Here is a 25314-nt window from a genome sequence, read left to right on the forward strand (position 1 = left end):
GGCCAGGTGTCGGCCCGTCTGCGCAGCGTGACCGATATTGACGGGTGATGGTCAGCTCTGGTCGAGGTGCGGCCCGAGGACCCGGCCCAGCCCGCCCCGCGCCGGCACCCCGGTCTTGCTGAAGATGCGGGTCAGGTGGGTCTCCACGGTCCGCAGGCTCAGCGACAGCCGCTCGGCGATCTGGGCGTTGGTCCGCCCGTCCACCACCAGCCGCGCCACCTCGAACTCGCGGGCCGACAACCCGAACGGCAGCTCCTGCCGGCGGCCGGCCCGCGGCACCGGCACCCGCTGGCCGAGCCGGCGCTGCGCCTCGGCCGCCTGGGCGTGCAGGCCGCGCGCCCCGGCCGTGGCGAACAGCTCGGCCGCCGTGGCCAGCTGCTTGAGGCCGCCGGCGCGGTCGCCCGAGGTGGCCAGGCTCTGCCCGGCCCGCAGCCGCGCCCGGCCCTCCTCCAGCCGGTAGTCCAGGCTGGCCAGCGTGTCGGCCGACTGGAGGGCCAGCTTGGCCGAGGTCGCCGGATCGGCCGCGCTCAGCGCGTGGGCCCGGATCAGGTCGGCCACGGCCACGTTCACCTCGTTGTCGGGGTGCCGGATGGCGTCGGCCCGGTCGGCCAGCGGCAGGCCGGCGCTCGGATTGCCGGCGATGGCCTCGGCGTGGGCCATGGCCTCCAGGCAGATCAGCAGCAGCGTCTCGTCCCGCACGCCCTCGGACTCGAACTCCTCGCACGCGGCCAGCACCGCCGGCCGCCCGGCCTCCAGGTCACGCGAGTAGATCAGCACCAGGCTGCGGGCGCAGCCGGACAGCACCGACCAGTACACCTTGCTCGGCTGCTGGTTGTTGCGGGCGCTCTCGCTGGCCGACTTCAGCGCCGCCGGGTACTCGCCCGACCAGGCCAGCACCAGCGACTGCGCGGTCAGCGCCATCGTCTGCGCCTCCCCGGAGCCGACCAGCCGGGCGATGTCGCAGGCCTGCTCGGCGATCGGCTGCGCCTCGACCAGCCGTCCCAGCCGGCCCAGGGCGAAGGCCTTGGCCGCCAACAGGTACGCCAGCACGAACTGCTGCCCGGTGGCCCGGGCGATCTCGGTCACCCGCTCCAGCCGGGTCAGGGCCTGGGCGTGCCGGCCGACCATCAGCTCGGCCCAGCACAGCCACGCGGTGGTGTCCATCCACGGCGCGATCTCGGCCACCGTCAGCTGGGACATCAGCCGGTCGACCTCGTCCAGCCGGTCCAGCGCACCCGGGATGTCGCCGGCGATGTAGGCCGGCATCACGCCCAGCGCCGCGGTGGCGAACGCGGTCGCCGGGTCCAGGTGGTCCAGCTTGGCCATCTCGGCCAGCATCCGCGCGCACTCCGCGGCCTCGCCCGTGCCCACGTACTCCACGGCCAGCCGCAGGTACAGCGGCGCGGCCTCGACCACCAGCGGATTCGGGCGCTTGCGCAGCTCCGCCAGCAGGACCGCCTTCGCGGCCTCCCGCGAGCCCAGCATCCGCTCCATCGTGGCGCACAGCCGGGCCGCGATCGCCCGGCGGGCCAGGTCCTCGGCCGGCAGCAGCGCCAGCGCCGCGCGGGCGGTCTCCCGGCCGCCGCCGAGCTGGCCGCTGCTGAGCTGGGCGTTGGCCAGCGCCAGCAGCAGGTCGCAGCGGGTCGGCCGGGTCGCCTCGTTGTCCGGCAGCAGCCGCAGCGCGTTGCCCAGCCAGTGCGCGGCGGTAGCCGGCGCACGGGAGACCACGGCCTGCGCGGCCGAAGCCAGCTCGCTCACCGACACCAGATCGCCGAACGGGGCCGAGTTGACGACGTGGTGGGCCAGCATCTGCGGCTGCGCGCCCTTGCCGCGCAGGAAGTGCGCCGCCCGGCCGTGCGCGCCCATGCGCCAGCCGGCCTTGGCCGAGGCGTACGCGGCGTGCCGCACCAGGGGATGCCGGAACCGGAAGCGGGCGGCGTCCGGGCGCACCACGTCCCGCGCCACCAGCTCGTCCAGCGCGGTCAGCGCATCGGCCTCGGGGATCTCGCCGGCCGCCGCCACCGCCGCCGGCTCGAACTCGTCACCGACCACAGCGGCGGCCTTGGCCACCAGCTGCCCGTCGATGCTCAGGCTGTTCAACTCCAGCAGCAGCGCGGCGCGGACCGCGTCGGGCACCTCGGCCGTCATCGACGCCAGCGCCTCGCCGGCATTGTCCCTCGGGGCCGGCACGCGGCCGTTGTTCATGCGGGACAAGGCTTCCAGATAGAACGGGTTGCCGCCGCTGGCCTCGTACAGCCACTGCCGGCGGGTCAGGTTGACCTCCGGCCCCAGCAGCTCGTCGGTCTCCTGCGCGGTCAGCGGCGTCACGTCGACCCGCACCCGCCGGGTCGGCTGGGCCAGCCCCAGCGCCGCCGTGAGCTGCGGCGAGGCCTGGCCCGGGCGGTAGGCCACGGCCACCACGATCCGGCCGCGCGGGGCATGCCGCAGCAGGTGGTCCAGCAGCTCCACCGAGCTCTCGTCGGCCCAGTGCACGTCATCCAGCACGAGGACCAGGCCGCCGGTCTCGGCCAGCAGTTCCAGCAGGCCCCGCACCGCGCGGAACAGGCGGTAGCGGTCCGGCGCCTGGGCCGGCACGTCGGCGGCGATGCCCGCGAACACCGACCCCAGCAGTCGCCGCTCGTTCTCCGACAGGCGGGCCAGCTGCCGTTCCGGCAACGTTTCCAGGTGGTCGTCCAGCGCGTCGGCGATGGCGGCCAGCGGGGCGTCCCGCTCGAACTCCGATGCCCGGCCAAGCAGGGTCAGCATGGCCCGGCCGCGGGCGGCCGCGACGGCCTCGGCCAGCAGGCGGGACTTGCCCACCCCGGGCTCCCCGACCAGCTCCAACAGCTGGAACGTGCCCTTGCCGGCGCGGTCGAGCGTCTTGTCCACCAGGCGCAGGGCGTCGGCCCGGCCGACCAGCGTGGCTCGTCCGGGGTCCTCCGCCGTCCCCCGCGTGCGTTCGCGCCGGCCTGTCACGGCACCTCGCAAGGGTGGGGTACGGGATTGAACATCGGCGTCAAGGGTGCCAGTCCTGGGCCGTTTCGGGCAAGAGACGGAAAGGACGGGTTAAGCGGCTTTTCGAATTCGACAGGACAATTCTGAGCGTATGCGTGATTCGTATCACCCTCGTATGGGGGAGATGGCCGAAGGGGATCAGCCGCGAAGCAGGGAAAACCGGACCTTCCGGACCGGGTTGTCCACGTTGGTGTCGACCAGGCAGATCGACTGCCAGGTGCCAAGCGCCAGCCGGCCGGCCAGCACCGGGACCGTCGCGTACGGCGGCAGAAACGCAGGTAGAACGTGGTCCCGGCCGTGGCCTGGCGTGCCGTGACGATGCCGCCACGCCTCGTCACGGGGCAGCAGCCGGGCCAGCGCGGTCAACAGGTCGTCGTCGCTGCCGGCCCCCGTCTCCAGCACCGCCAGGCCGGCCGTCGCGTGCGGCACCCAGACGTGCAGCAGCCCGTCCACGGCCCCCTCGTCGGCGAGAAATCGCTCGCAGTCGGCGGTCAGGTCGTAGACGACCTCGGACGATCCCGTCCTGATCGTAATTTCCACACTTCGCATGACCGGTGAACGTAGCGTGTGATCCATGCGCGAAGCCTTCGGCCAGACCTTCGACATCCCGGCCGGCTATCACAACACCGCCAGCATCGGCGTGCCGCCGACCGCGGTGGCCGACGCCGTCGAGGCGGCTGTGCGGCGCTGGCGCGGCGGCGTCGACGTGTCCACGGCGTTCGACGCGGACGTGACCGCCGCCAGGGCCGCCTTCGCTGCGCTGGTTGGTGTCGATCCTTCCCTGGTGGCCATCGGGGCCAGCGTCGCGCAGCTGGTGGGCATCGCCGCCGCGGCCGTGCCCGACGGGGCCCGGGTGCTCGTGCCGGCCGGCGAGTTCACCAGCGTCCCCTTCCCGTTCGCCGCGCACGGGCACCGCGGGGTCAAGGTCACCGAGGTGCCGCTGGAGGAGATCCCGGACGCCATGCGGGACCACGACGTGCTCGCGGCCAGCGCCGTGCAGTCCGTGGACGGCCGGCGGCTGGACCTCGACGCCGTGCGCCGCAACAGCGCCGGCGTGACCGTGCTGCTGGACGTGACCCAGGCCCTGGGCTGGCTACCGATGGGCGACCTGAGCTGGGCCGACTACGTGGTCGGCGCCGGCTACAAGTGGCTGATGACTCCCCGTGGCGCCGCCTGGATGGCCGTTCACCCGGACGTGGTGGAGCGGGTCGTGCCCATCGACGCCAACTGGTACGCCGGCGAGCAGCCCTGGCAGAGCGTCTACGGCCTGCCGCTGCGGCTGGCCCCCGACGCCCGCCGGTTCGACCTCTCGCCGGTGTGGTTCTCCCACGTCGGCGCGGCCGTCTCGCTGCCCTGGCTGGCCTCGCTGGACCTGGCCGCCGTCCGCGACCACACCATCGGCCTGGCCAACCAGTTCCTGGCCCGCATCGGCCGCCCGCCCGGCGATTCGGCGATCGTGTCGGTCGACGCGGACGCCGACCGGCTGGCCGCCGCCGGCATCCGGCACTCGATGCGGGCCGGCCGGGTCCGCCTGTCGTTCTGCCTGGCCAACACCGAGCAGGACGTGGACCTGCTGGAGCGCGCTCTGATTCGGTGACGGTCACACATCGTGATGTAGCCATCCGAATCGTGTCGGAATCGGTCACCCGTTACGGTGCTGGTGTGTCGGAGTCGTACCCCCAAGATCAGGCGACCTGGCGGACCGCCCCCACGACGGCCGGGCCGTCTGACACCTCGCCGTTCCAGCTGCCGCCGGAGTTCTACGACCCGCCGCAGCCCAGCGGCGGGGGGTCGATGCCGCCCGACAAGCGCAACAAGCTGCTGTTGCAGGGGCTGGGCCTGGTCGGCGTGGCCGTGCTGTCCGGGTTGATCTTCTGGGCCGTGCAGCCCACGCACGTGGCCGGGGTGGCCGAGGCCGCGTCGGCCCAGAACAACACCGTCGCCGGCAAGTACACCTTCACCCGGGTCGCCGGGCCGGCCACCGACGCCAACTGCGCCACGCACGCCTTCGGCAAGACCCAGACCTTCCTCCAGCAGCACCCGTGCCAGCAGCTCGTCCGGTCGCTGTACTCGACCTCGGTGTCCGGCGGGACGGCGGTGGTGTCGATCGTCGACGTCAAGATGGCCAGCGACGCCGACGCCGAGCAGCTGCGGCAGCTGACCAACGGCGAGAACACCGGCAACCTCAACGACCTGGTCAAGGACGGCGGCGTGACCGCGCCCAACCTGCCGACCACCGCCCAGCTCCAGGAGGGCGGCTACGCCTCGGCCACCACCGGCAGCGTCACCACCATCGCCCTCACCGCCTTCGTCGGCGGCCACCCGGACAAGGCCACCCTCAAGGACATCAGCACCGACGCCCTCCGCCTCTCCGGCAAATAACCCCCGCGTCGACCACCCCCTCACGCGTCGACCACCCCTCACGCTTGGAAGGGGGCCTTCCTCCACTCCGAGTGGAGGAAGGCCCCCTTCCAAGCGTGAAAAGAGGTCAGGGCTGGCCGGGGAGTGGGGGGGTGGCGGGGGTTTGGCCGCTGGACTGGCGCCAGGACATCGCCCGCACGGCGGCGTCGGTGAGGGCGTCCAGGGCGGTCTTGCGCAGCCCCTGGTCCGAGGTGTTCTCCAGCACCGACCGCCAGGTGCCCACCGAGTCGGTCTCGGCCGACACCAACAGGGTGAACGCCGAGGACTGGTTGGTCAGCGGCATCGGGACGCTGTAGCCGGGCTCGGCGGCGTTGGGCGTGGCCCCGGCGCCCTTGAGCGTGGTGATGGTGGCGTCCCGGCGGACGGTGTGCGCCTCGGCGCCCTTGGTCAGCGCCGCGCGGGAGGCGGCCGGCAGGAACGCGCCGGCCAGCCCGTAGGCCCAGATCGCGGCGTGCTCGGCGGCCAGCGCCCGCTGGAGGGCCTCGACGGTCTCGGGCGGCAGGCTCATGGCGAGAGCAGCTCCTTCAGGCACGCGCAGCCGGCGACGACGGAGCCGACCAGCCCGGCGCGGTAGGCCGGCGCGGCCAAGGCCACCTCGGTGGCCTTGGACTGGGCGGCGGTCAGCGACGCGGCCAGGCCGGCGACGGCGGCCGCCTGGGTGGGATAGGTGGCCGCCTTGGGGGTACTCGGGGCGGCGGAGGACGAGGTGCTGGGCGGCGGCGTGGCCCGGTCGATCTCCTTGCGGAGCGCGACGGCCTGGGCGTCGCGGTTGGTGGCCACGAGCTGGAACTTGGCGGCCAGCTGGGGGTGCTGGGCGGCCAGCGCGCGGGCTGTGACGGCGTCCGCGGCGGCGGCGTCGGCCAGCGCGGACAGCGGGTCCGGGGGCGGTGGCGCGGCCGGCTCCGACGTGCACGCGGCGACGGCGGGCGCGGCGAGGACCGCGAGCGCGCCGAGGCGCAACAGGGCCCGGCGGCCGAGCAGAGGGGTCACGGTGAGTCATCTTGCCAGCAATCACCCGACCCACTCCGGTCCGCGTGCGTCTGGACGGCTCAGCGACGAGATACGCTTGGCGACCACGACCGGTGAGCAAGTCGCCGGTCGATGTCGTCACGTCCGCGTGGTGACAGCAGGAGCAGAGCGACCAGGGGAGTGAGAACGTGTCCAGCGCGCCGCGCGGGGAGATAACCGCGCAGCTCGAACCGGTCGTCCGGGAGGCCGTCTCGGCGATCGGCTTCGATCTAGAGCTGCTCGACGTGCAGCAGGCTGGGCGACGCCGTCTGGTCAAGGTGGTCGTCGACGGCGAGCAGGGCGTCGGCCTGGACGAGATCGCCGAGGCCAGCCGGGTGGTGGCCGCGGCGCTCGACGAGCACGACCACGTGCTCGCCGGCCCGTACACGCTCGAGGTGACCTCGCCCGGCACCGACCGGCCGCTGACCCAGCCCCGGCACTGGCGGCGGGCCAAGTTCCGGCTGGTCAAGGTGCGCCAGGCCGACGGGGTCGAGTTCCTCGGCCGGGTCGGCCGGGTCACCGACGAGACGGTCCAGCTGCTGGTCGACGGCCAGCTGCGGGAGGTCGCGCACGGCTCGGTCGACCGGGCCGTGGTGGAAGTGGAGTTCCGGCAGCCGCCGGTCGAGGAGTTGGCGCTGTTGGAGCGCGGCTGTCAGGAGGAGTCCGAATGAACGTGGACATCGCCGCCCTGCGGGCGATCGAGCGGGACAAGGACATCCCCTTCGAGACCGTCATCGAGGCCATCGAGACCGCGCTGCTGACCGCGTACAAGCACACCGACGGCCACATCGCGCACGCCCGCGTGGACATCGACCGCAAGACCGGCCTGGTCCGGGTGCTGGCCCAGGACATCGGCCCGGACGGCGTGGTCAACGAGGAGTGGGACGACACCCCGGAGGGCTTCGGCCGGATCGCCGCCACCACCGCCCGCCAGGTCATCCTCCAGCGCCTGCGTGACGCCGAGCACGAGCGCACCTTCGGCGAGTTCGCGGCCAAGGAGGGCGAGATCATCGCCGGCGTGGTGCAGCGCGACGCCCGCGCCAACTCGCGCGGCATGGTCGTGGTCCAGGTGGGTGACACCGAGGGCGTGCTGCCGCCGGCCGAGCAGGTGCCCGGTGAGCGCTACGAGCACGGCGAGCGCATCAAGTGCTACGTGGTCGGCGTGTCCCGCGGCGCCCGCGGCCCGCAGATCACCCTGTCCCGGACCCACCCCAACCTGGTGCGCCGGCTGTTCGCGCTGGAGGTGCCCGAGATCGCCGACGGCACCGTGGAGATCCCGGCGGTGGCACGTGAGGCGGGTCACCGTTCCAAGATCGCGGTGCGGTCCACGGTGGCCGGCGTGAACGCCAAGGGCGCGTGCATCGGGCCGATGGGCGCCCGCGTGCGCAACGTGATGAGCGAGCTGGCCGGCGAGAAGATCGACATCATCGACTTCTCCGAGGACTCGGCCACCTTCGTCGGGAATGCCCTGTCCCCGGCCAAGGTTGTCTCCGTCCGGGTGCTCGACGAGCGGGCCAAGACCGCGCGGGTCGTGGTGCCGGACTTCCAGCTCTCCCTGGCCATCGGCAAGGAGGGCCAGAACGCCCGGCTGGCGGCCCGGCTGACCGGCTGGCGCATCGACATCCGCAGCGACGCCGAGGTGGTCGCGCCGACCGGTCCGGTATCCGGTTCGGCAGAGTGAGCCTGAGGGGATAGAATCTTCGGTGGTTCGTCGTCGAGAACCGGCACCCCTGACCACCGGCCCCGTCCGGACGTGCGTGGGGTGCCGCGCCAAGGCGTCGGACTCCGAGCTGCTGCGCGCGGTGGTCAGGGACGAGACGGTGGTCCCGGATCCGAGGCGCAGGCTGGCCGGCCGGGGCGCGTGGTTGCACCCCGATCCGGCGTGCCTGCGAGCCGCCGAGCGTCGTCGGGCGTTCCCGCGGGCCCTCCGGGTCCAGGGGCCGCTCGATCTCGCTGTCCTCACCGCTCACATCGAGTCGGTGCAGCTGGGGAGCTATGCCGCGGGAACCCCCCGTGGCGAATGAGTAGAGGAAGCAGGTCGACCCGTCATGAGTCAGCCGTGAAGCTGAAGACATGATCGCGCGACGATAGGACGAGGTCGAGCGGGACTTTGCCGCCCGGCCTCCCTAGACGAGGAGAGCAGTGGCAGGCAAGGCCCGAGTGCACGAGCTCGCGAAGGAGCTCGGCGTCACGAGCAAGGAAGTGCTGAACAAGCTCGCCGAACAGGGCGAGTACGTGAAGTCCGCGTCCTCCACCGTGGAGGCCCCGGTGGCCCGCCGTCTGCGGGACGCCTACGAGAAGGGCGGCGCCAAGCCCAGGGGAGGCGCGCCGAAGCCCGGCCCGCGCCCCGGTCCGCCGCCCGCCCAGCCCAGCCCGGCCCCCGCCGGGTCCGGTTCCGCGCCGCAGGGCGCGCCCACCCCCAAGCCGGGCATGCCCGGTCAGCGGCCGGCGATGCCCGGTCCGCGCCCGGGGCCCCGCCCCGGCCCGAAGCCGGCCCAGCAGGAGACCCCGGCTCCGGCCGCCGCGTCGGCTGCCCCGGCTCCGGCCGTGACGCCGACCCCGGCTCCGCAGCCCCAGGTCCAGCAGCAGGCCCCCCAGGCTCCGAAGCCTCCGACGCAGCCCCAGCTGTCCAGCCCGGCCCCCGCGCCGGCGCCCCAGCAGCGGCCGCAGCAGCAGGGTCCGGCCGCGGCCTCGGCGGGCCAGCAGGCCCCGTCCCGGCCGCAGCAGCAGGGTCCCGGCGTCAAGCCCGGCCCGCGTCCCGGCCCCCGGCAGCAGCAGGACAGTGGCACCGTGCCGCCGCGCCAGCAGGGCCCCAAGCCCGGCCCCCGCGCGCCCCGGCCCGGCAACAACCCCTTCGGTGTGGGCTCCAACGCGCCCGCGCCGAGGCCGTCCGGCCCGCGTCCCGGCCCGCCCGCCCAGGGTGGCGGCGACCGTCCGCGTCCGGGTGACGGCCGTCCGGACCGCGCCCCGCGCGGCGACCGTCCGGCCGGCGACCGCGGCGGCGATCGCGGTCCCCGCCCGACCCCGGGCAACATGCCGCCTCGGCCCAACCCCGGCATGATGCCGCCCCGCCCGGCCCGTCCGGCCGGTGGTGGCGGTCGTCCCGGCGGCGGTCCGGGCGGCGGCGGCCGTGGCCCTGGTGGCGGCGGCGGTGGCTTCCGTGGCGGTCCCGGTGGGGGCGGCGGCGGTGGCGGCTTCCGCGGCGGCCCTGGTGGGGGCGGCGGTGGCGGTGGCTTCCGCGGTGGCCCCGGTGGGGGCGGCGGCGGTGGCGGTGGCGGCTTCCGTCCCGGTGGGGGCGGTGGCGGCGGTGGCGGTTTCCGCCCCGGTGGCGGCGGCGGTGGCGCCCCGGCCGGCGGTGGCGGTGGCGGCTTCCGCGGTGGCGGTGGCGGTCGTCCGGGTGGTCCCGGCGGTCGCGGCGGTGCCGCGGGCGCGTTCGGCCGTCCCGGCGGTCCCGCGCGCCGTGGTCGCAAGTCCAAGCGCCAGAAGCGTCAAGAGTTCGACAACATGCAGGCGCCCAGCGTCGGCGGCGTCCGTCTGCCCAAGGGCAACGGCGAGGCCATCCGGCTGCCGCGCGGCGCGTCGCTGACCGACTTCGCGGAGAAGATCAACGCGAACCCGGCGGCGTTGGTGCAGGTGCTGTTCCACCTCGGTGAGATGGTCACCGCGACCCAGTCCGTCCCCGACGAGATCCTGGAGCTGCTGGGGTCGGAGATGAACTACGTGGTCAACGTGGTCTCTCCGGAGGAGGAGGACCGCGAGCTGCTGGAGACCTTCGACATCACCTACGGCGAGGACGCCGGCGACGAGGACGACCTCGTCATCCGGCCGCCGGTGGTGACCGTCATGGGTCACGTCGACCACGGCAAGACCCGACTGCTCGACACGATCCGCAAGGCCAACGTGCACGAGGGCGAGGCCGGCGGCATCACCCAGCACATTGGCGCCTACCAGGTCATGACGCACCTGGACGGCAACGAGCGGCTGATCACCTTCATCGACACCCCGGGTCACGAGGCGTTCACCGCCATGCGTGCCCGCGGCGCCAACTCCACCGACATCGCGGTCATCGTCGTCGCCGCCGACGACGGCGTGATGCCGCAGACGGTGGAGGCGATCAACCACGCCCAGGCGGCCAACGCGCCGATCGTGGTCGCGGTGAACAAGATCGACAAGGAAGGCGCGAACCCGCAGAAGATCCGCCAGCAGCTGACCGAGTACAACCTGGTGGCCGAGGAGTACGGCGGCGACACCATGTTCGTCGACATCTCGGCCAAGCAGGGTCTGCACATCGACCAGCTGCTGGAGGCGATCCTGCTGACCGCGGACGCCGCGCTCGACCTGCGGGCCAACCCGAACATGGAGGCCCAGGGCGTCGCGATCGAGGCGCACCTGGACCGCGGTCGCGGCCCGGTGGCCACGGTGCTGGTGCAGCGCGGCACGCTGCGGGTGGGCGACTCGATCGTCGCCGGCGACGCCTACGGGCGGGTCCGGCGCATGGTCGACGAGCACAACGAGGACGTCATCGAGGCGCTGCCCTCGCGTCCGGTGCAGGTGATCGGTCTGACCTCGGTGCCCGGGGCCGGCGACACCTTCCTGGTCGTGGAGGAGGACCGGGTGGCCCGGCAGATCGCCGAGCGCCGCCAGGCCCGCACCCGCAACGCCCTCAACGCGTCCCGCCGCAAGCGCGTCAGCCTGGAGGACCTGGACGCCGCGCTGAAGGAGACCAGCCAGCTCAACCTGGTCATCAAGGGCGACAACTCCGGCACCGTCGAGGCGCTGGAAGCCGCGTTGATGAACATCGAGGTCGGCGACGACGTCGAGCTGCACGTGGTGCACCGCGGCGTCGGTGGTGTCACGGAGAACGACATCAACCTCGCCACCGCGACGGACAACACCATCGTCCTGGGCTTCAACGTCCGGGCCGAGGGCCGTGCCACCGAGCTCGCCAACCGCGAGGGCGTCGAGGTCCGGTACTACACGGTCATCTACCAGGCGATCGACGAGATCGAGCAGGCCCTCAAGGGCATGCTCAAGCCGGAGTTCGAGGAGGTGCAGCTCGGCCGGGCCGAGGTGCGCGACGTCTTCAAGTCCTCGAAGGTCGGCACGATCGCGGGCTGCCTGGTCATGTCCGGCGAGCTCAAGCGCAACTCGAAGGCTCGCCTGATCCGCGACAGCGTCGTGGTCCAGGAGAACCTGACCCTCACCTCGCTGCGTCGGTTCAAGGACGACGTGACCGAGGTCCGCGAGGGCTTCGAGTGCGGTCTCACCCTCGGCAACTACGGCGACCTGCGGGTCGATGACATCGTCGAGACGTACGAGATGCGGGAGAAGCCCCGCAACTGAACAAGTGGCGCCGACGGGGCCGGCTCTCGGCCGGCCCCGTTCGGCGTCCGCCCACGGTGATGCCCATGTACGTCGGTGCCCTCGAGATGGACGTGCTGCTCGGCGACGTCCACTCGCTCAAGGAGAAGCGTTCCGTGGTTCGGCCCGTGCTGGCCGAGATCCGGCGCAAGTACGAGGTCTCGGTCGCCGAGGCCGGTCATCTGGACCTGCACCGCCGCGCCCTGGTCGGGGTGTCGGTGGTCGCCGCCGACGCCGGGCACGTCCGCGACGTGCTCGACGCGTGCGAGCGGCTGGTGTCCTCCCGCCCCGAGCTCCAGGTGCTGTCCACGCGACAGCGGCTGCTCGGGCCCGAGGACGACTGATTCCGAGTTCACTACTGTTTTGGAGGAGGAGCGCCGTGGCCGACCAGGCCCGCGCCCGCAGGCTCGCCAAGCGGATCGCCCAGATCGTGGCGTCCGCGCTGGAACACGAGGTGAAGGACCCCCGGCTGGCCCGGGTGACCATCACCGACGCCCGGGTCACCCCGGACCTGCACGACGCGACCGTGTACTACACCGTGCTCGGCGACAACCTGGAGTCCGCTCCCGACCTCGCCGCCGTCACCGCCGCGCTGACCAGCGCGACCGGTGTGCTGCGGACCATGGTCGGGCAGCAGACCGGCGTGCGCTTCACGCCGACCCTGGCCTTTGTCGCCGACACCGTGCCGACCGACTCCAAGCGGATCGACGAGCTGCTGGCCAAGGCCCGCGAGATCGACGCCGAGGTCGCCCAGCTGGCGTCCACCGCCCAGCCGGCCGGCGACGCCGACCCCTACAAGCCTCCCCGCGAGGTGGAGTCCGACTCGGAGTGATGGGTGATCCACACCGCCTGCCCTCGGCCTCCGGGCCGGGGGCTCCGGCATGTCCGGCCCCTGGGGCGGCGGGGCGTGGTTGTGCTTTATGCGCCCGCGCCGCGTAGTTGGCGGGAGCTGTCAGCCCCGAACGATCCGCGGCCGGCTGGTCAGGTGATCCTCACGCTTCAGGGCGGTGGCGGCGTTTAGTAGCTTGCCGGTGTGAGCGCATCCGATCAGGTCGATGTCGCGGACGCCGCGGCCCTGCTGGCCGCGGCGTCCGATGTCACGCTGCTGGCCCACGTCAATCCCGACGCCGACGCCCTGGGCAGCGCTCTGGCGCTGGGCCTGGCGCTACGCCGGCGCGGGGCGACCGTCCGGGTCTCGTTCGGCTATCCGGCCGAGGTGCCGGCCTCGCTGCGGTCCCTCGACTCGGCCGGCCTGTTCGTGCCGGCCGCCGAGGTGCCGGCGCGGTCGGAGCTGCTCGTCGCCCTCGACACCGGCAGCGTCGATCGGCTGGGCCCGCTCGGTGACCGGGTGGCCGCGGCCGGCGCGTCGCTGGTCGTCGACCACCACGTCTCCAACACCCGGTACGGCTCGCACAATCTGGTCGACGACCGGGCCGAGGCCACCGCGGTGATCGTGGCCCGGCTGCTGGACGCCCTCGCCGTCGAGATCGATGAGCCCATCGCCCGCTGCCTGTATGCCGGTGTCGCCACCGACACGGTGTCGTTCCGCTTCGCCAAGCCGGAGACCCATCGGCTGGCCGCCCGGCTGCTGGAGACCGGCGTGGACGGCTCCGGTCTGATCCGGCACCTCATGGACAGCCACCCCTTCGCCTGGCTCGGCATGCTGGCCTCCGTGCTCGCCGCCGCCCGGCTGGAGCCCGATGCCGCGCAGGGCCTGGGTTTCGTGCACACCGTCGTGCGCCGGGCCGACTCCGCCGGTGTGCGGCCCGAGGAGGTCGAGAGCGTCATCGACGTCGTGCGATCCACTGCCGAGGCCGAAGTCGCCGCCGTGCTCAAGGAAACCCCGACCGGCGACTGGACCGTGTCGCTCCGCGCCGTCGGCCGCCTCGACGTGCGTTCGGTCGCCGTGCGCTTCGGCGGCGGCGGTCACCGCTTGGCCGCCGGCTTCACCGGCCACGGCACCGCCGATGAGGTCATCGCCGGCATCCGGGAGGCGTTGGTCGACGCCCCCACCGCCACCTGAGCTACTTCTTGACGGCCTGTTCGATCGCCTGGGCGACGCCGGTTCGGGCGTCGGCGGCGGCGACGGCGGTGACGTTGTCGCCGCTGCCCTTGCCGTCCACTAGCACGAAACGGACGTTCGGGTATTGCCCGACATACTGAAGCACGGTGTCGGCGCGGGTCTGCCCGACCGTCACGACCACACCGCATTGCCGCTGTAGCAACGAAGTCGCGTACGGGGAGCTGTTGCCGACGGTCTCCGGGCCGGTGGCCGCGAGGTAGGAGACCTTGGCCTTGGTCGCGCTCGACGCGTCCTGCATGCCGGCCCACACCGGGGCGGCGGCCGGGTCGGCGAGCCCCTGCGGGCCGGCCAGCAGGCAGGCGGAGAAGTCCAGGTAGACCGTGGCCCGGGCCGGCGGCAGCGCGCGGCCGTGGGGCCACAGCAGCACGGCCAGCGCGATGGCCACGATCAGCGCCGCACAGGCCAGCAATCCCCAGAATCTACGCAACCAGCCCAGAACCACCATCGCCCCCGTTCGTCCTCCGGCTTAGTATGCACACCACGCCAAGGTGTTTTGGGGTATTCGTCCACGTGTGTCCACTTGGGATGATCGTTACGTGGTGATGGCGACTATATGGCGTATTCCCCTCGGCCGCGCGGGCTTCTACCGTCTGGTCACGCCTGTGTGGTGTGTGTGAGGGGGGCTTCGACCGATGTTGCGTATGTCCGCGCGTGCCCGAAGACTGACGGCGATCGCGACGATCACGGTGATGGCACTGGGTTTTTCCACCCAGAACGCCTCGGCCGACGAGTTGGCCCTGCCGCCGCTGCACCTGCCGGCCTTCCCCGACATCGGCGCGTGGCTGACCACGCCGCACTGGGGCAGCCTGCCCGCCCAGGCCGGCGGCAGCGCCGACGGGCTCGGCCACACGACCTCCGCGGCGGCCACGCATGCCAGTGGTGGCGCGGGAAATCCCCGTGGTCAGGGGGCCGGTGAGCTCGCCCCGTACAAGCCGCAGCCGCCGCGGTCCCGCACCGGTCCCGGCCCCAGCCAGAGCCAGGCCGGCGGGTTCAACGCCGCCACCAGCGTCCGCGTCGCCGCCAAGTCCTCGGCGACGATGACCTACTTCCAGAACACCGACGGCTCCGTCACCCGCAAGTACAGCCCGGACCCGGTCAACTACCAGGACTCCACCGGCGGCTGGCAGCCGATCGACACCACCGTCGAACGCGGCGCCGACGGCCGCTGGCACGAGAAGGCCAACTCGGTGAAGGTCGACTTCGCCGGCACGGCAACCGATCCGACGCTGGCCAGCATCGCGCTGGACGGCTCGCACTCGGTGGCGTACTCGGTGCAGGGGGCCGCCGCGGTGACGCCGTCGGTGTCCGGCGCGAACGTCACCTACGGCTCCATCCTGCCCGGCACCGACCTCCAGATCGCGCCGATCGACACCGGTCTCAAGGAGTCGATCGTGCTGCGGGACGCGAACGCCGCCACCACGTGGACGTTCCCGCTCAAGCTCACCGGCCTGACCCCGGTGTTGACCTCGGACGGCTCGGTCAACCTGGTCGACGCCGCCGGCGCCGTCCGCGAGCGCGTGCCACACGGCTACGCCTACGACTCCAAGGTCGACGCCCGCACCGGGGACCCGGCCACCACCTCGGCCGTCAGCTACCAACTGACCACTGTGGACGGTTCTCCGGCGCTGAAGGTCAGCCTGGACCAGGCTTGGCTGACCGACGCCAAGCGGGTGTTCCCGGTGACGGTCGACCCGACGGTGACGCTCAACCCGACCTCGACCTACGTGCAGAACGGCAACGTCGGCGACCACTCGATGGAACAGATCATCAAGATCGGCTCCACCCAGTCCACCGGCTCGGACGCGGCCAACGCATTCCTGGCCACGCCCAAGGACATCGACAACCAGCACGTGCAGATCACCAGCGCCACCCTGTCGCTGTTCACCATCTTCACGCCGACCTGCACGGCGGCGCAGTTCGACGTGGTGCCGCTGGTCCAGTCCTGGAACCCGACGACCACCACCGCCTTCCCCGGTCCCAACGGCAGCAACGTGATCGGCGCGCTGACGCCGACCCCGAACAATGCCTGCCACAACAGTGGAGACGACCACTCCAAGGGCGACTGGGTGACCGTCCCGCTGTCCACCGACACGTTCAACGCCTGGTCCAACGGCACGCTCGCGGACAACGGGCTGGCCATCGTCGCCGCGTCGAACACCGATCCCAACGGGTACAAGGAGTTCGCCTCCTCGAACATGGGTCCGGAGGACCCGTACCTGACGCTGACCACGGCCGGCGACGTGCCGCCCCAGATCGACTCGGTCTACCCGCCCAACAACGGGTTCGTGAACAGCACGACGCCGTGGCTGGAGGCCACCGCGCACGACCCGGACCGCACGGTGGACCCGATCCAGGACTTCGACTTCCAGGTCTCGGACGCCAACAACACCACGATCGTCGACTCGGGCACCGTGCACGGCGGCGCGTCCTGGCAGGTGCCGGCGGGCAAGCTCCAGTACGGGCAGACCTACTACTGGACGGTCGCCGCCTCCGACGGGCAGGCGTGGTCGGACTGGTCCGAATGGTCGGCGGTGTCGGTTCAGGTGCCGCAGCCGGCGGTGACGTCGTCGTTGTCCCAGAACAACGGCGACCACGGCTTCGACCCGGGCATCGGCAACTACACCACCAACGCGACCGACGCCGAGGTACAGGGCGCGGGGCCGGCGCTGGCGGTGACCCGCGACTACAACTCGCGGGACCCGCGCACGGTGGACGCCTCCTTCGGCGCCGGCTGGCAGAGCGTGTTCGACGCCAAGGTGACCGAGATGGCCACCACGGACAACAACAACAATCGCCTCCTACTGTCCACTGTGGTCAATTACCCGGACGGCTCGCAGGTCGGCTTCGGCCTCAATCCGGACGGCTCGTTCAGCGCGCCGCAGGGCCGGTTCGCCGTGCTGCGGGCGCTGCCCAACCACGGCGGCTACACGCTGACCGACAAGAACGACACCGTTTACACGTTCACCATGCCGCTGAACCTGGGCACCGGCTTCGCGCTCACCGCGATCACCGACGCGAACGGCCGCGCGCAGAACTACACCTGGGACTCCTCGGGCCAGATCTCCACGGTCACCTCGGCGACCACCGGCCGGTCCCTGCACCTGACCTGGGCCCGGCCCACCGGCGCGGGCGGCCCGCACATCGCCACCGTGTCAACGGATCCGGTCACGCCCGGCCAGCCCTCGACCGCGCAGACCTGGACCTACAACTACACCGGCGACAACCTGACCAGCGTCTGCGCGCCGGGCGCCGGCACCGCGTGCACGAAGTACACCTATGGCACCACGTCTTCGTACCTGAACACGGTGTTGGACGCCGGCCCGCACTCGTACTGGCCGCTGTCCGAGCCGGCCGGCGCCGGGACCGCGGTTAGCGCGATCCACGCCAACGAGGGCAACGACAACGGCACCTACAAGAACGTCACGCTGGGTCAGCCCGGCCCGCTCACCGGGTCCTCGGCGACCGGCGCCGGTTTCAACGGCACGTCCTCGTACGTGCAGCTGCCGACCGGCCTGTCCAGCGGCTGGGCCGGGTCGGCGATCTCGATGTGGTTCAAGACCACGGCCACCAACGGGATCCTGTACTCCTACAGCGGCAGCGACCTGACCCATCCCAGCATCATCGGCGACTACGTGCCGGCGCTCTACGTCGGCTCCGACGGCAAGCTCAACGCCGAGTTCGCCTACCCGGGCGGCGTTCCGATGCAGTCCAGGACCCCGGTCAACGACGGCCAGTGGCACCACGTCGTGCTCCAGGAGGCCGGCAACAGCCAGGGCCTCTACATCGACAGCCAGTACATCGACTACCGCATCGGCAACATCCCGCTGATGTCCAACGCCTACCGCTACATCGGCGCCGGCTACATCGGCGGCACCTGGCCCGACCAGCCGCACCAGTCCAGCACCGACACCACGGCGTGGCCGACCTACTTCAACGGCGAGATCGCCGACGTCGGCCTGTGGGACAAGCCGCTTCCCAGCTACCCCAACGAACACCTGTACGCGGCCGGCCAGCAGGCCTCGGCCCTGCTGACCTCGGTGACCCGGCCGTCCGGCAACGTGCACGCCCAGATCAGCTACGACCCGGTGACCTCGGCCGTGTCCCAGCTGACCGACGAGAACGGCGGCGTGTGGAAGGTCGGCGCGCCCACGGTCACCGGTTCCAGCCAGGTGTACCGGTCGGCCGTGCTGGGCTCGTCGCCGACCGGCTACTACCGGTTGGGCGACAACGTCAACGCGGCGCAGGCGTTCAGCGAGGTCAAGTACCCGGCCGGCACCTACAACGCCGTGACGCTGGGCGCGACCGGGCCGTTCGAGGACGCCACCGCGGCCTCCTTCAACGGCAGCACATCCTGGGTCCAGCTGCCCACAAGCGTCTACAGCCCAACACCTTCGGCCGCGTCGGCCGAACTCTGGTTCTCCACCACCAAGGGCGGCGGCATCCTGCTCGGCGCCGCATCGGTGCCGGCCGGCCAGAGCTGCCCCACCAGCGGCGGCACCTGTGCGCCGATGTTGTGGGTCGGCACCGACAACAAGCTGCACGGCGGTTTCTGGACCACCGGCGGCGGCGCGCAGCTGACCAGCTCCGCCACGGTGACCGACGGCAAGTGGCACCACGTCGTGCTGTCGGCCTCGGCCACCAACCAGACGCTGTACCTGGACGGTCAGCAGGCCGCGGCCGGCAACACCACCGCGCTCAAGCTGGACGGCAGCACGTTCCTCTACCTGGGCACCGGCACTCCCGGCGGCGGCTGGGCCGGGCTGCCCGACCTGGCCCCGGCCCCGTTCACCGGCTCCGTCGCCGACGCCGCCGTCTACCACTCCGCGCTGTCGGCCGACCAGGTCAGCCAGCACTTCAACGCGGCCAAGAACTCCCAGGGCCTGCTGCCGGTGTCCACGGTGAAGATCACCGACCCCGGCGGCAAGACCCTGACCTACGCCTACGACCCGACCAACGGCAACCGCAAGCTGTCCGAGATCGACGGCCTGGGCAACAAGACCAGCTACGGCTACGACTCAGCCGGCTTCCTCAATACCGTCACCGATCCGAACGGCGTCGTCAGCACCACCGGCCACGACGTGCGCGGCAACACGGTGTCGCAGACCACCTGCCAGAACCAGCAGGCCGGCATCTGCTCGACCGCGTACTTCACCTATTACCCCGACGACACGTCGAAAACGCTATCGCCGGACGCCCGCAACGACGTGATGCTGACCGTCCGGGATGGACGGTCAGCCAGCGCCACCGACAACACCTATCTGACGACCTACAGCTACGACTCGGCCGGCAACCGCACCGGGGTCACCACCCCGCCGGTGCCCGGTTTCCCCAACGGGCGAACGACATCCGTGACCTACACGGCCAACGGCCTGCCCACCGTGACGACATCGCCGGGCGGTGCGAAGAACACGATCTCCTATGCCGCCAACGGAGACGTGCAGCAGACGCAGAACGCCGAGGGCCTGGTCACCAAGTTCACCTACGACGGCGTCGGCCGGGTGGCGACCAAGACCGAGGTGTCTGATTCGTACCCGAACGGTCTGGTGACCTCGTACACCTACGACGGTCAGGATCGGGTCACCTCGCAGTCCGATCCCGTTGTCACCGACCGGATCACCGGCGCCACGCACAACGCCACGACCACCAGCGTGTACGACGCCGACGGCAACATCACCTCGCAGACGGTGGCCGACGGCCGGGGCGGCGACGCCTCCCGGACCTCGGGCTCCACGTACAACTCGTTCGGGGAACTGGCTTCCTCCACCGACGCCAGCGGCAACACCTCGACGTTCACCTATGACTCCTACGGGCACAAGCTTTCCGACACCGACCCCAACGGCACCGAGACCGACTACACCTACGACGCCGACGGCCACGAGCTGACCCAGTCGATCCAGTACACCGGCAGCCCGCTCAACCCGCACGCCGCCACCACGCTGGTCGAGAAGTCCACGGCCTACGACCCCACCGGCCGAGTCGCCTCCGAGACCGACTCGATGGGCAACAAGACCTCGTACACCTACTTCGACAACGGGCTGAAGGCGACCGAGACCAAGACCGATGCCAACGGCGCCAACGCCTTCGTCAAGGAGCGCGACACCTACGACGCCGCCGGCAACCAGATCGGCAAGGTCACCAACAACGGCGCCACGACCGAGACCTCGACGATCGACGCCGCCGACCGCACCACGCAGACCGTCACCGATCCCGGCGGCCTGAACCGGACCACGACGGTCTCCTACACGCCCGACGACAAGCCGGCCGTCACCACGATGTCCGACTCGACCGGGGCCGTGCGCACCACCACCGCGACCTACGACGCGATGGGCAACCCGACCTCGCAGAGCCTGTTCACCGACAGCGCCGGGCGTCCGCTGGGGTGGTGGCAGCTCAACCAGACCAGCGGCGCCACGGTGCCCGACGCCTCCGGCAACGGCAACACCGCCGCCGCCAGCAATGTCACCTGGTCGGGCGGGGCCGGCACGTTCGGCGGCACCAACTCCGCCGTCACCACCAACGGCCCGACGCTCGACACCACCGGCGACTTCACCGTGTCGGCATGGGCGAACCTGAGCTCCACCGGCAAGTTCGCCACCGTGGTCGGCCAGGATGCCAGCCAGAACTCGGGTTTCTACCTCCAGTACAGCCTGAACGACAACGCCTGGGCGTTCGCCCGGGTGAGCGCCGACACCGCCAACGCCGGCGGCATCCGCGCGCACGGCGCCGCCGGCTCGGCCGTGACCGGGAGCTGGACGCACCTGGTCGGTGTGTTCACCAAGACCACGGGCCTGATGTCGTTGTACGTCAACGGGACCCTGGCCGGCACCGCCACCGACACGACGCCGTACAAGGCCACCGGGCCGCTGACCATCGGTCGGGGCCAGTTCAACGCCACCGCGACCGACTTCTTCCCGGGCCAGATCGGCAACGTCCAGGTGTACCAGCGCCAGCTGTCGCCCGCGGAGATCTCGACGCTGGCCGCCAGCCGGACCAGCGGGACCACCGCCTCGTCGCACGCGATCACCATGACCCGCACCCTGGACCAGCGGGGCCTGCCGACCTCGGCCACCGACCCCGACGGCAACACCACCCAGTACTCCTACGACGAGGCCGGCCACCTGGCCGTCACCACGTCCCCGGTGGTGTCCACCGAACGCAACGGCGGCACCGCGGTGCAGGTGCATCCGGTGTCGATGACCGGCTACAACACCTTCGGCGAGGCCACCGAGCAGGACGACCCGAACGGCAACGTCACCACCACCGTGTACGACGCCGCCGGCCGGCCCGCTTCGATCACGCGGCCCAACTACACGCCGCCCGGGGCGAGTTCGCCGATCACCGCGGTGACGGTGAAGACCTACGACAAGCTCGGCAATCTGACGCAGGAGTCGGATCCGCTCAGCCGCGTCACCAAGTACGTCTACGACCAGCTCGGCGACCAGGTCCGCACCACCGACCCGGCCGGCAACAACGTCGACACCGTGTACGACACCAACGGCGACAAGCTGTCGGTCACCGACCAGGTCGGCGCGCAAACCCAGGCCACGTACGACTTCCTGGGCCGGCAGATCACGTCGACCTCGCTGGAGCGCTACCCCTCCACGGTCTCCTCGACCACCACCAACTCCTATGCCGGGTCGCCGGGCAACGCGTTCCTGGCCTCGACCACCACCCAGAACGGCGCGATCACCAACTACGGCTACGACGCCCTGGGCGAGCAGACCTCCGTCACCGACCCGGCCGGCAACACCACCCGCACCGCGTTCGACTTCCTGGGCCGCAAGACTTCCGTGACGCTGGCCGACGGCTCGTCCACCTCGACCACCTACGACACTTCGGGCAACCCGATCTCGTTGGCGCAGAAGGACTCCAGCGGGAACGTGCTGTCCACGACGTCCGCCACCTACGACGACAACGGCTTCCAGCTCTCGGCCACCGACGCTCTGGGCGGCACCACCCGGTTCACGCACGACGCCACCGGCGCCGTGCTGCAGGAGGTGCAGCCGGCGACGGCGACCTCCTCGATCACCACGTCGTTCGGCTACGACCCGGCCGGCAACCGGACCAGGTTCACCGACGGCCGCGGCAACGCCACGATCTACACCTACAACCCTTGGAACCTCAAGGAATCGGTGATCGAGCCGACCACCGCCACATACTCCACTGCGGCCGACTCCACCTTCACCACCGCGTACGACGCCGACGGGGAGCCGGTCACCCAGACCCAGCCCGGCGGCGTGACGATCACCGCTTCCTATGACGGCGTCGGCAACATGACCGGTCAGACCGGCGCCGGGGCCGACGGGCAGACCGCCAACCGCACCTTCGGCTACGACTCCGTGGGCCGCATGACTTCCGCGGCCACCAGCGCCATCGGCTCGTCCGTGCCGGCGTCCAACGAGACGTTCACCTACAACGACCGGGACGAGCTGCTCACCGCCGCCGGCTCCGGCGGGTCGTCCTCCTTCGGGTACAACCTCGACGGGCTCATGACCTCCCGGGCCGACGCGTCGGGCACCACCACCTACGGCTACGACTCCGCCGACCGGTTGTCCACCGTCAAGGACGGCATCACCGGCACCCAGTCGACCTACGGCTACAACGTCCTGGACCAGGTCAACCAGATCAAGTACGGCACTGGCGACGTGCGGACCTTCGGGTACGACGCCCTGCACCGGCTGACCGGCGACACCCTGAAGACCTCCGGCGGGGCCACCGTCGCCTCCATCGGCTACGGCTACGACCTCAACGGCAACCTGAAGTCCAAGAACACCACCGGTTTCGGCGCTTCAGCGGCCAACACCTACACCTACGACCAGGCCAATCGCCTGACGTCGTGGAACAACGGATCGTCGACCGTCAACTACGCCTATGACGCCTCGGGCAACCGGACCCAGGTCGGCTCCAACGTCTACACCTATGACGCCCGGGACCAGCTGACCTCCGACGGCGTGAACTCGTACCAGTACACCGCTCGCGGCACCATGTCGTCGCAGACGTCGACCGCCGGCACCACTCGGTCCACTTCGGACGCTTTCGGTCAGATGACCTCTCAGGGCACCCAGTCGTACACCTACGACGCTCTGGGCCGGGCCCTGACCGACACCGGCTCCACGTTCGCCTATTCCGGCATGGGCAACAACCCCTCGTCCGACGGTGTCAGCACCTACAGCTACGACCCTTCCGGCGGCTTGCTGGGCATTGGCGGCTCCGGCGTCTCCGTGCTGGCTTTTGTCGACCAGCACACCGATGTCGTCGGCGACTTCCTCGCCAACGGCTCTGCGCTCTCGGGTTCCACCACCTACGACCCTCTGGGCAACGTCACCGCCACCTCGTCACAGGCCGGCCGTCTGGGCTACCAGTCCGGCTGGACTGATTCGTCCACCGGCAAGGTGGACATGTCGGCTCGGTGGTATTCGCCGCAGACCGGGCAGTTCATGAACCGGGACACCGCTTCCCCGGATCCCATGCCCAACTCGGCGGCCGCCAACCCGTTCGCCTATGTCGACGATGACCCTCTGACCCGTACCGATCCGTCCGGTCATGGCTGGTTCTCAGACTTCGTGTCCAGCGCTTTCCATGCTGTCAGTCATGTCGTGCACGCCGTCACTCACTACGTCGCTGTTCATGTTGTGCAGCCCGTGGTGCATGCCGTGCAGACCGTCGTGCACGCTGTCGTGGACGCCTACCATGCGGTCGCCCGTGCCGCCGCTCGTGTTGTGCAACGCGTCGTCCGTGTCGCTCGTGTCGTCTATCACGCGGCCGTGCACGTCGTGCAAACCGCGTATCACAAGGTCGCCACCGCGGTCCATCAAGCCGTCTCCACCGTCAAGTCCGCCGTCAATGCCGCCGGCAACGCCGTCGCCTCCGTAGCCAAGGCCGCCGTCGACCTGGGCAAGAAGGCCGTCGCGTCGGTGGACAAGTTCGTCAAGCAGCACCCCGTGCTCACCGGCATTGCCGTCGGCTTCGCCGTCGGTCTGGCCTGCACCGTCGGCTCCTTCGGCGTCGGGGCCGTCGGCTGCGCCGCCCTCGCCGGCGCTGCCGGCAATGCCGTCAGCTACGGCCTGGAGTGCTCCGAGTCCCATTCCTGCTCGGTCGGCGGCGCTGTCGAGGCTGTCGGTCTCGGTGCCTTGGGCGGTGCCCTCGGCGCGGGTCTGGCCGGTCCCCTGGGTGGCAAGCTGGTGGCCACCGCTCTCGAAGACGTGATGCCCAAACTCGCCGCCTCCGCCCTGGTCGGCCTCGGTTCCGGCGCTGCTTCCGGTGCCGTCACCTCCGCCGTCGGCTACAGCATGTCGTGTGGCTCTTCCCCCGGCGGTTGCTCCTTGTCCGGTGCCGCCTCCGCCGTCGGCTCCGGTGCGTTGTGGGGCGGCCTCATCGGCGCCGCCGCCGGCACTGCCTTCTCTGGTGGCGGCAGTTCCGCCGCCGCCGCCGCCGACGGCGAAGGCAGTGGCGCCGCTGCCGAAGAAGCACCGGTCGCCGGTACGGAGAAGGCGACATCCACGGAGTGCCACAGCTTCACAGGCAGCACTGGGGTGTTGATGGCTGACGGCAGCAGCAGACCGATCAGTCAGGTCAAGGTGGGTGATCAAGTCGCCAACGCTGTGCCGGGCGACGCGGCAGTTCAGTCGCACACGGTGCAGAGGGTTATCGTCACTCAAACCGACCACGACTTCGTGAAACTGACCCTCAAGAAGGTCGGCAAGGCCATCGCTGGTCTCACGTTGACCGCTACCGCTGTTCTCGGCGGTGCCAGCCCGGTCGCCGTTGCTCAGACGGACTCCACGCTGACGACGACCTATCACCACCCGTTCTACGATGTCACTCGGGCGGCTTTCGTCGAGGCCGTTGATCTCCACCCAGGCGACCACCTCCAAACCGTCGATGGTGCCACGGCTGAAGTCACTACTATCCAGCAATACCATCAGAATGAAACCACCTATGATCTCACGGTCGGCGGTCTTCACACCTACTATGTTGACGCTGGTGCCACTGCGGTACTCGTCCACAACTGTGATGTAACTTACGTTACCTACACCAAAACGAATCCTGAAACTGGTGAAGTCTACACCGGCAGAAGTCGCGGCACTGGAACGCCGGAGCAGATCGTGGCGGAGCGCGATTCGGGCCATCACATGAACGATAAGGGCTTCGGTCCTGCGGTGTTGGACAAGGCGTTGGCGGCCACTAAGAGCATAGCCGATCGACACAGTGACCCTGCATATCAGGCAATCCGTGGTCGTGAACAACGACTTATCGACTTATTCGGCGGGGCGCAGAGTGAAAATGGTACCTCCGGAAATTCGATTCGTGGAATCAGTCGCGATAACCCGCAGTTGGGTGAATTTATGCAGGCGGCACAGGATGCTTTCGGGTAGACTGGTGGCTGAGTTGGATAACCCGTCAGGAAGAATTTCAACACAGCCGGC

The 25314-nt window shown here is 70.8% G+C and carries 15 protein-coding genes; 10 read left to right on the forward strand and 5 right to left on the reverse strand.

The window, feature by feature from the left end; all coding sequences use genetic code 11:
• Nucleotides 1-51: 51 nt before the first annotated feature.
• Both ACIG5F_RS26580 and ACIG5F_RS26585 read right to left on the reverse strand, forming a co-directional pair.
• A complete protein-coding gene (locus tag ACIG5F_RS26580; RefSeq protein WP_396521892.1) occupies nucleotides 52-2976 on the reverse strand; it encodes an ATP-binding protein in 2925 nt (974 codons plus the stop codon).
• 177 nt (nucleotides 2977-3153) lie between these two features.
• Nucleotides 3154-3564 carry a secondary thiamine-phosphate synthase enzyme YjbQ gene (locus ACIG5F_RS26585; protein WP_396521894.1) on the reverse strand — a complete coding sequence of 137 codons (411 nt, stop codon included), beginning with the start codon at nucleotides 3562-3564 and terminating at the stop codon, nucleotides 3154-3156.
• Between the two features lie 25 nt (nucleotides 3565-3589).
• Between ACIG5F_RS26585 and ACIG5F_RS26590 the strand changes: the two genes are divergently transcribed.
• Nucleotides 3590-4612, forward strand: a complete 1023-nt coding sequence (locus tag ACIG5F_RS26590; RefSeq protein WP_396521896.1) for an aminotransferase class V-fold PLP-dependent enzyme — start codon at nucleotides 3590-3592, stop codon at nucleotides 4610-4612.
• 65 nt (nucleotides 4613-4677) lie between these two features.
• Nucleotides 4678-5397: a hypothetical protein gene (locus ACIG5F_RS26595; protein WP_396521898.1), complete on the forward strand. Its 720-nt coding sequence runs from the start codon at nucleotides 4678-4680 to the stop codon at nucleotides 5395-5397.
• Between the two features lie 106 nt (nucleotides 5398-5503).
• On the opposite strand, the gene ACIG5F_RS26600 is transcribed toward ACIG5F_RS26595, so the two are convergent.
• Both ACIG5F_RS26600 and ACIG5F_RS26605 read right to left on the reverse strand, forming a co-directional pair.
• On the reverse strand, nucleotides 5504-5944 hold the full coding sequence (locus ACIG5F_RS26600) for a ferritin-like domain-containing protein (protein ID WP_396521900.1): 441 nt from the start codon (nucleotides 5942-5944) through the stop codon (nucleotides 5504-5506).
• A complete protein-coding gene (locus ACIG5F_RS26605; RefSeq protein ID WP_396521902.1) occupies nucleotides 5941-6426 on the reverse strand; it encodes a hypothetical protein in 486 nt (161 codons plus the stop codon). Before ACIG5F_RS26605 ends, ACIG5F_RS26600 begins: the two co-directional genes overlap by 4 nt.
• Nucleotides 6427-6593: 167 nt before the next feature.
• Between ACIG5F_RS26605 and rimP the strand changes: the two genes are divergently transcribed.
• The 7 genes from rimP (at nucleotide 6594) to ACIG5F_RS26640 (ending at nucleotide 13828) form a co-directional block, all read left to right on the forward strand.
• Entirely contained in the window at nucleotides 6594-7115 is a 522-nt protein-coding gene (gene rimP / locus ACIG5F_RS26610; protein ID WP_396521904.1) for a ribosome maturation factor RimP, read from the forward strand.
• Nucleotides 7112-8125, forward strand: a complete 1014-nt coding sequence (gene nusA / locus ACIG5F_RS26615) for a transcription termination factor NusA (RefSeq protein WP_396521906.1) — start codon at nucleotides 7112-7114, stop codon at nucleotides 8123-8125. Before rimP ends, nusA begins: the two co-directional genes overlap by 4 nt.
• 121 nt (nucleotides 8126-8246) lie before the next feature.
• Nucleotides 8247-8468 carry a YlxR family protein gene (locus ACIG5F_RS26620; protein WP_396522064.1) on the forward strand — a complete coding sequence of 74 codons (222 nt, stop codon included), beginning with the start codon at nucleotides 8247-8249 and terminating at the stop codon, nucleotides 8466-8468.
• Between the two features lie 118 nt (nucleotides 8469-8586).
• Nucleotides 8587-11787, forward strand: coding sequence for a translation initiation factor IF-2 (gene infB / locus ACIG5F_RS26625; protein WP_396521908.1), 3201 nt, complete (start codon nucleotides 8587-8589; stop codon nucleotides 11785-11787).
• Between the two features lie 65 nt (nucleotides 11788-11852).
• Complete coding sequence (locus tag ACIG5F_RS26630) at nucleotides 11853-12149, forward strand: DUF503 domain-containing protein (RefSeq protein ID WP_396521910.1); 297 nt, start codon at nucleotides 11853-11855, stop codon at nucleotides 12147-12149.
• 35 nt (nucleotides 12150-12184) lie between these two features.
• Nucleotides 12185-12637 (forward strand): 30S ribosome-binding factor RbfA, encoded by a 453-nt coding sequence (gene rbfA / locus ACIG5F_RS26635; RefSeq protein ID WP_396521912.1) that lies wholly within the window; start codon nucleotides 12185-12187, stop codon nucleotides 12635-12637.
• 201 nt (nucleotides 12638-12838) lie between these two features.
• On the forward strand, nucleotides 12839-13828 hold the full coding sequence (locus ACIG5F_RS26640; protein ID WP_396521914.1) for a bifunctional oligoribonuclease/PAP phosphatase NrnA: 990 nt from the start codon (nucleotides 12839-12841) through the stop codon (nucleotides 13826-13828).
• Nucleotide 13829: 1 nt separating this feature from the next.
• Here ACIG5F_RS26640 and ACIG5F_RS26645 read toward each other — a convergent pair whose 3' ends face one another.
• A complete protein-coding gene (locus ACIG5F_RS26645; protein ID WP_396521916.1) occupies nucleotides 13830-14333 on the reverse strand; it encodes a hypothetical protein in 504 nt (167 codons plus the stop codon).
• Nucleotides 14334-14577: 244 nt separating this feature from the next.
• Here ACIG5F_RS26645 and ACIG5F_RS26650 point away from each other — a divergent pair, with 244 nt between their 5' ends.
• Entirely contained in the window at nucleotides 14578-25263 is a 10686-nt protein-coding gene (locus tag ACIG5F_RS26650) for a LamG-like jellyroll fold domain-containing protein (protein WP_396521918.1), read from the forward strand.
• Nucleotides 25264-25314: the final 51 nt, after the last annotated feature.

Origin of the sequence: Kutzneria sp. NPDC052558 (assembly GCF_044547355.1) — a bacterium.
GTDB lineage: Bacteria > Actinomycetota > Actinomycetes > Mycobacteriales > Pseudonocardiaceae > Kutzneria.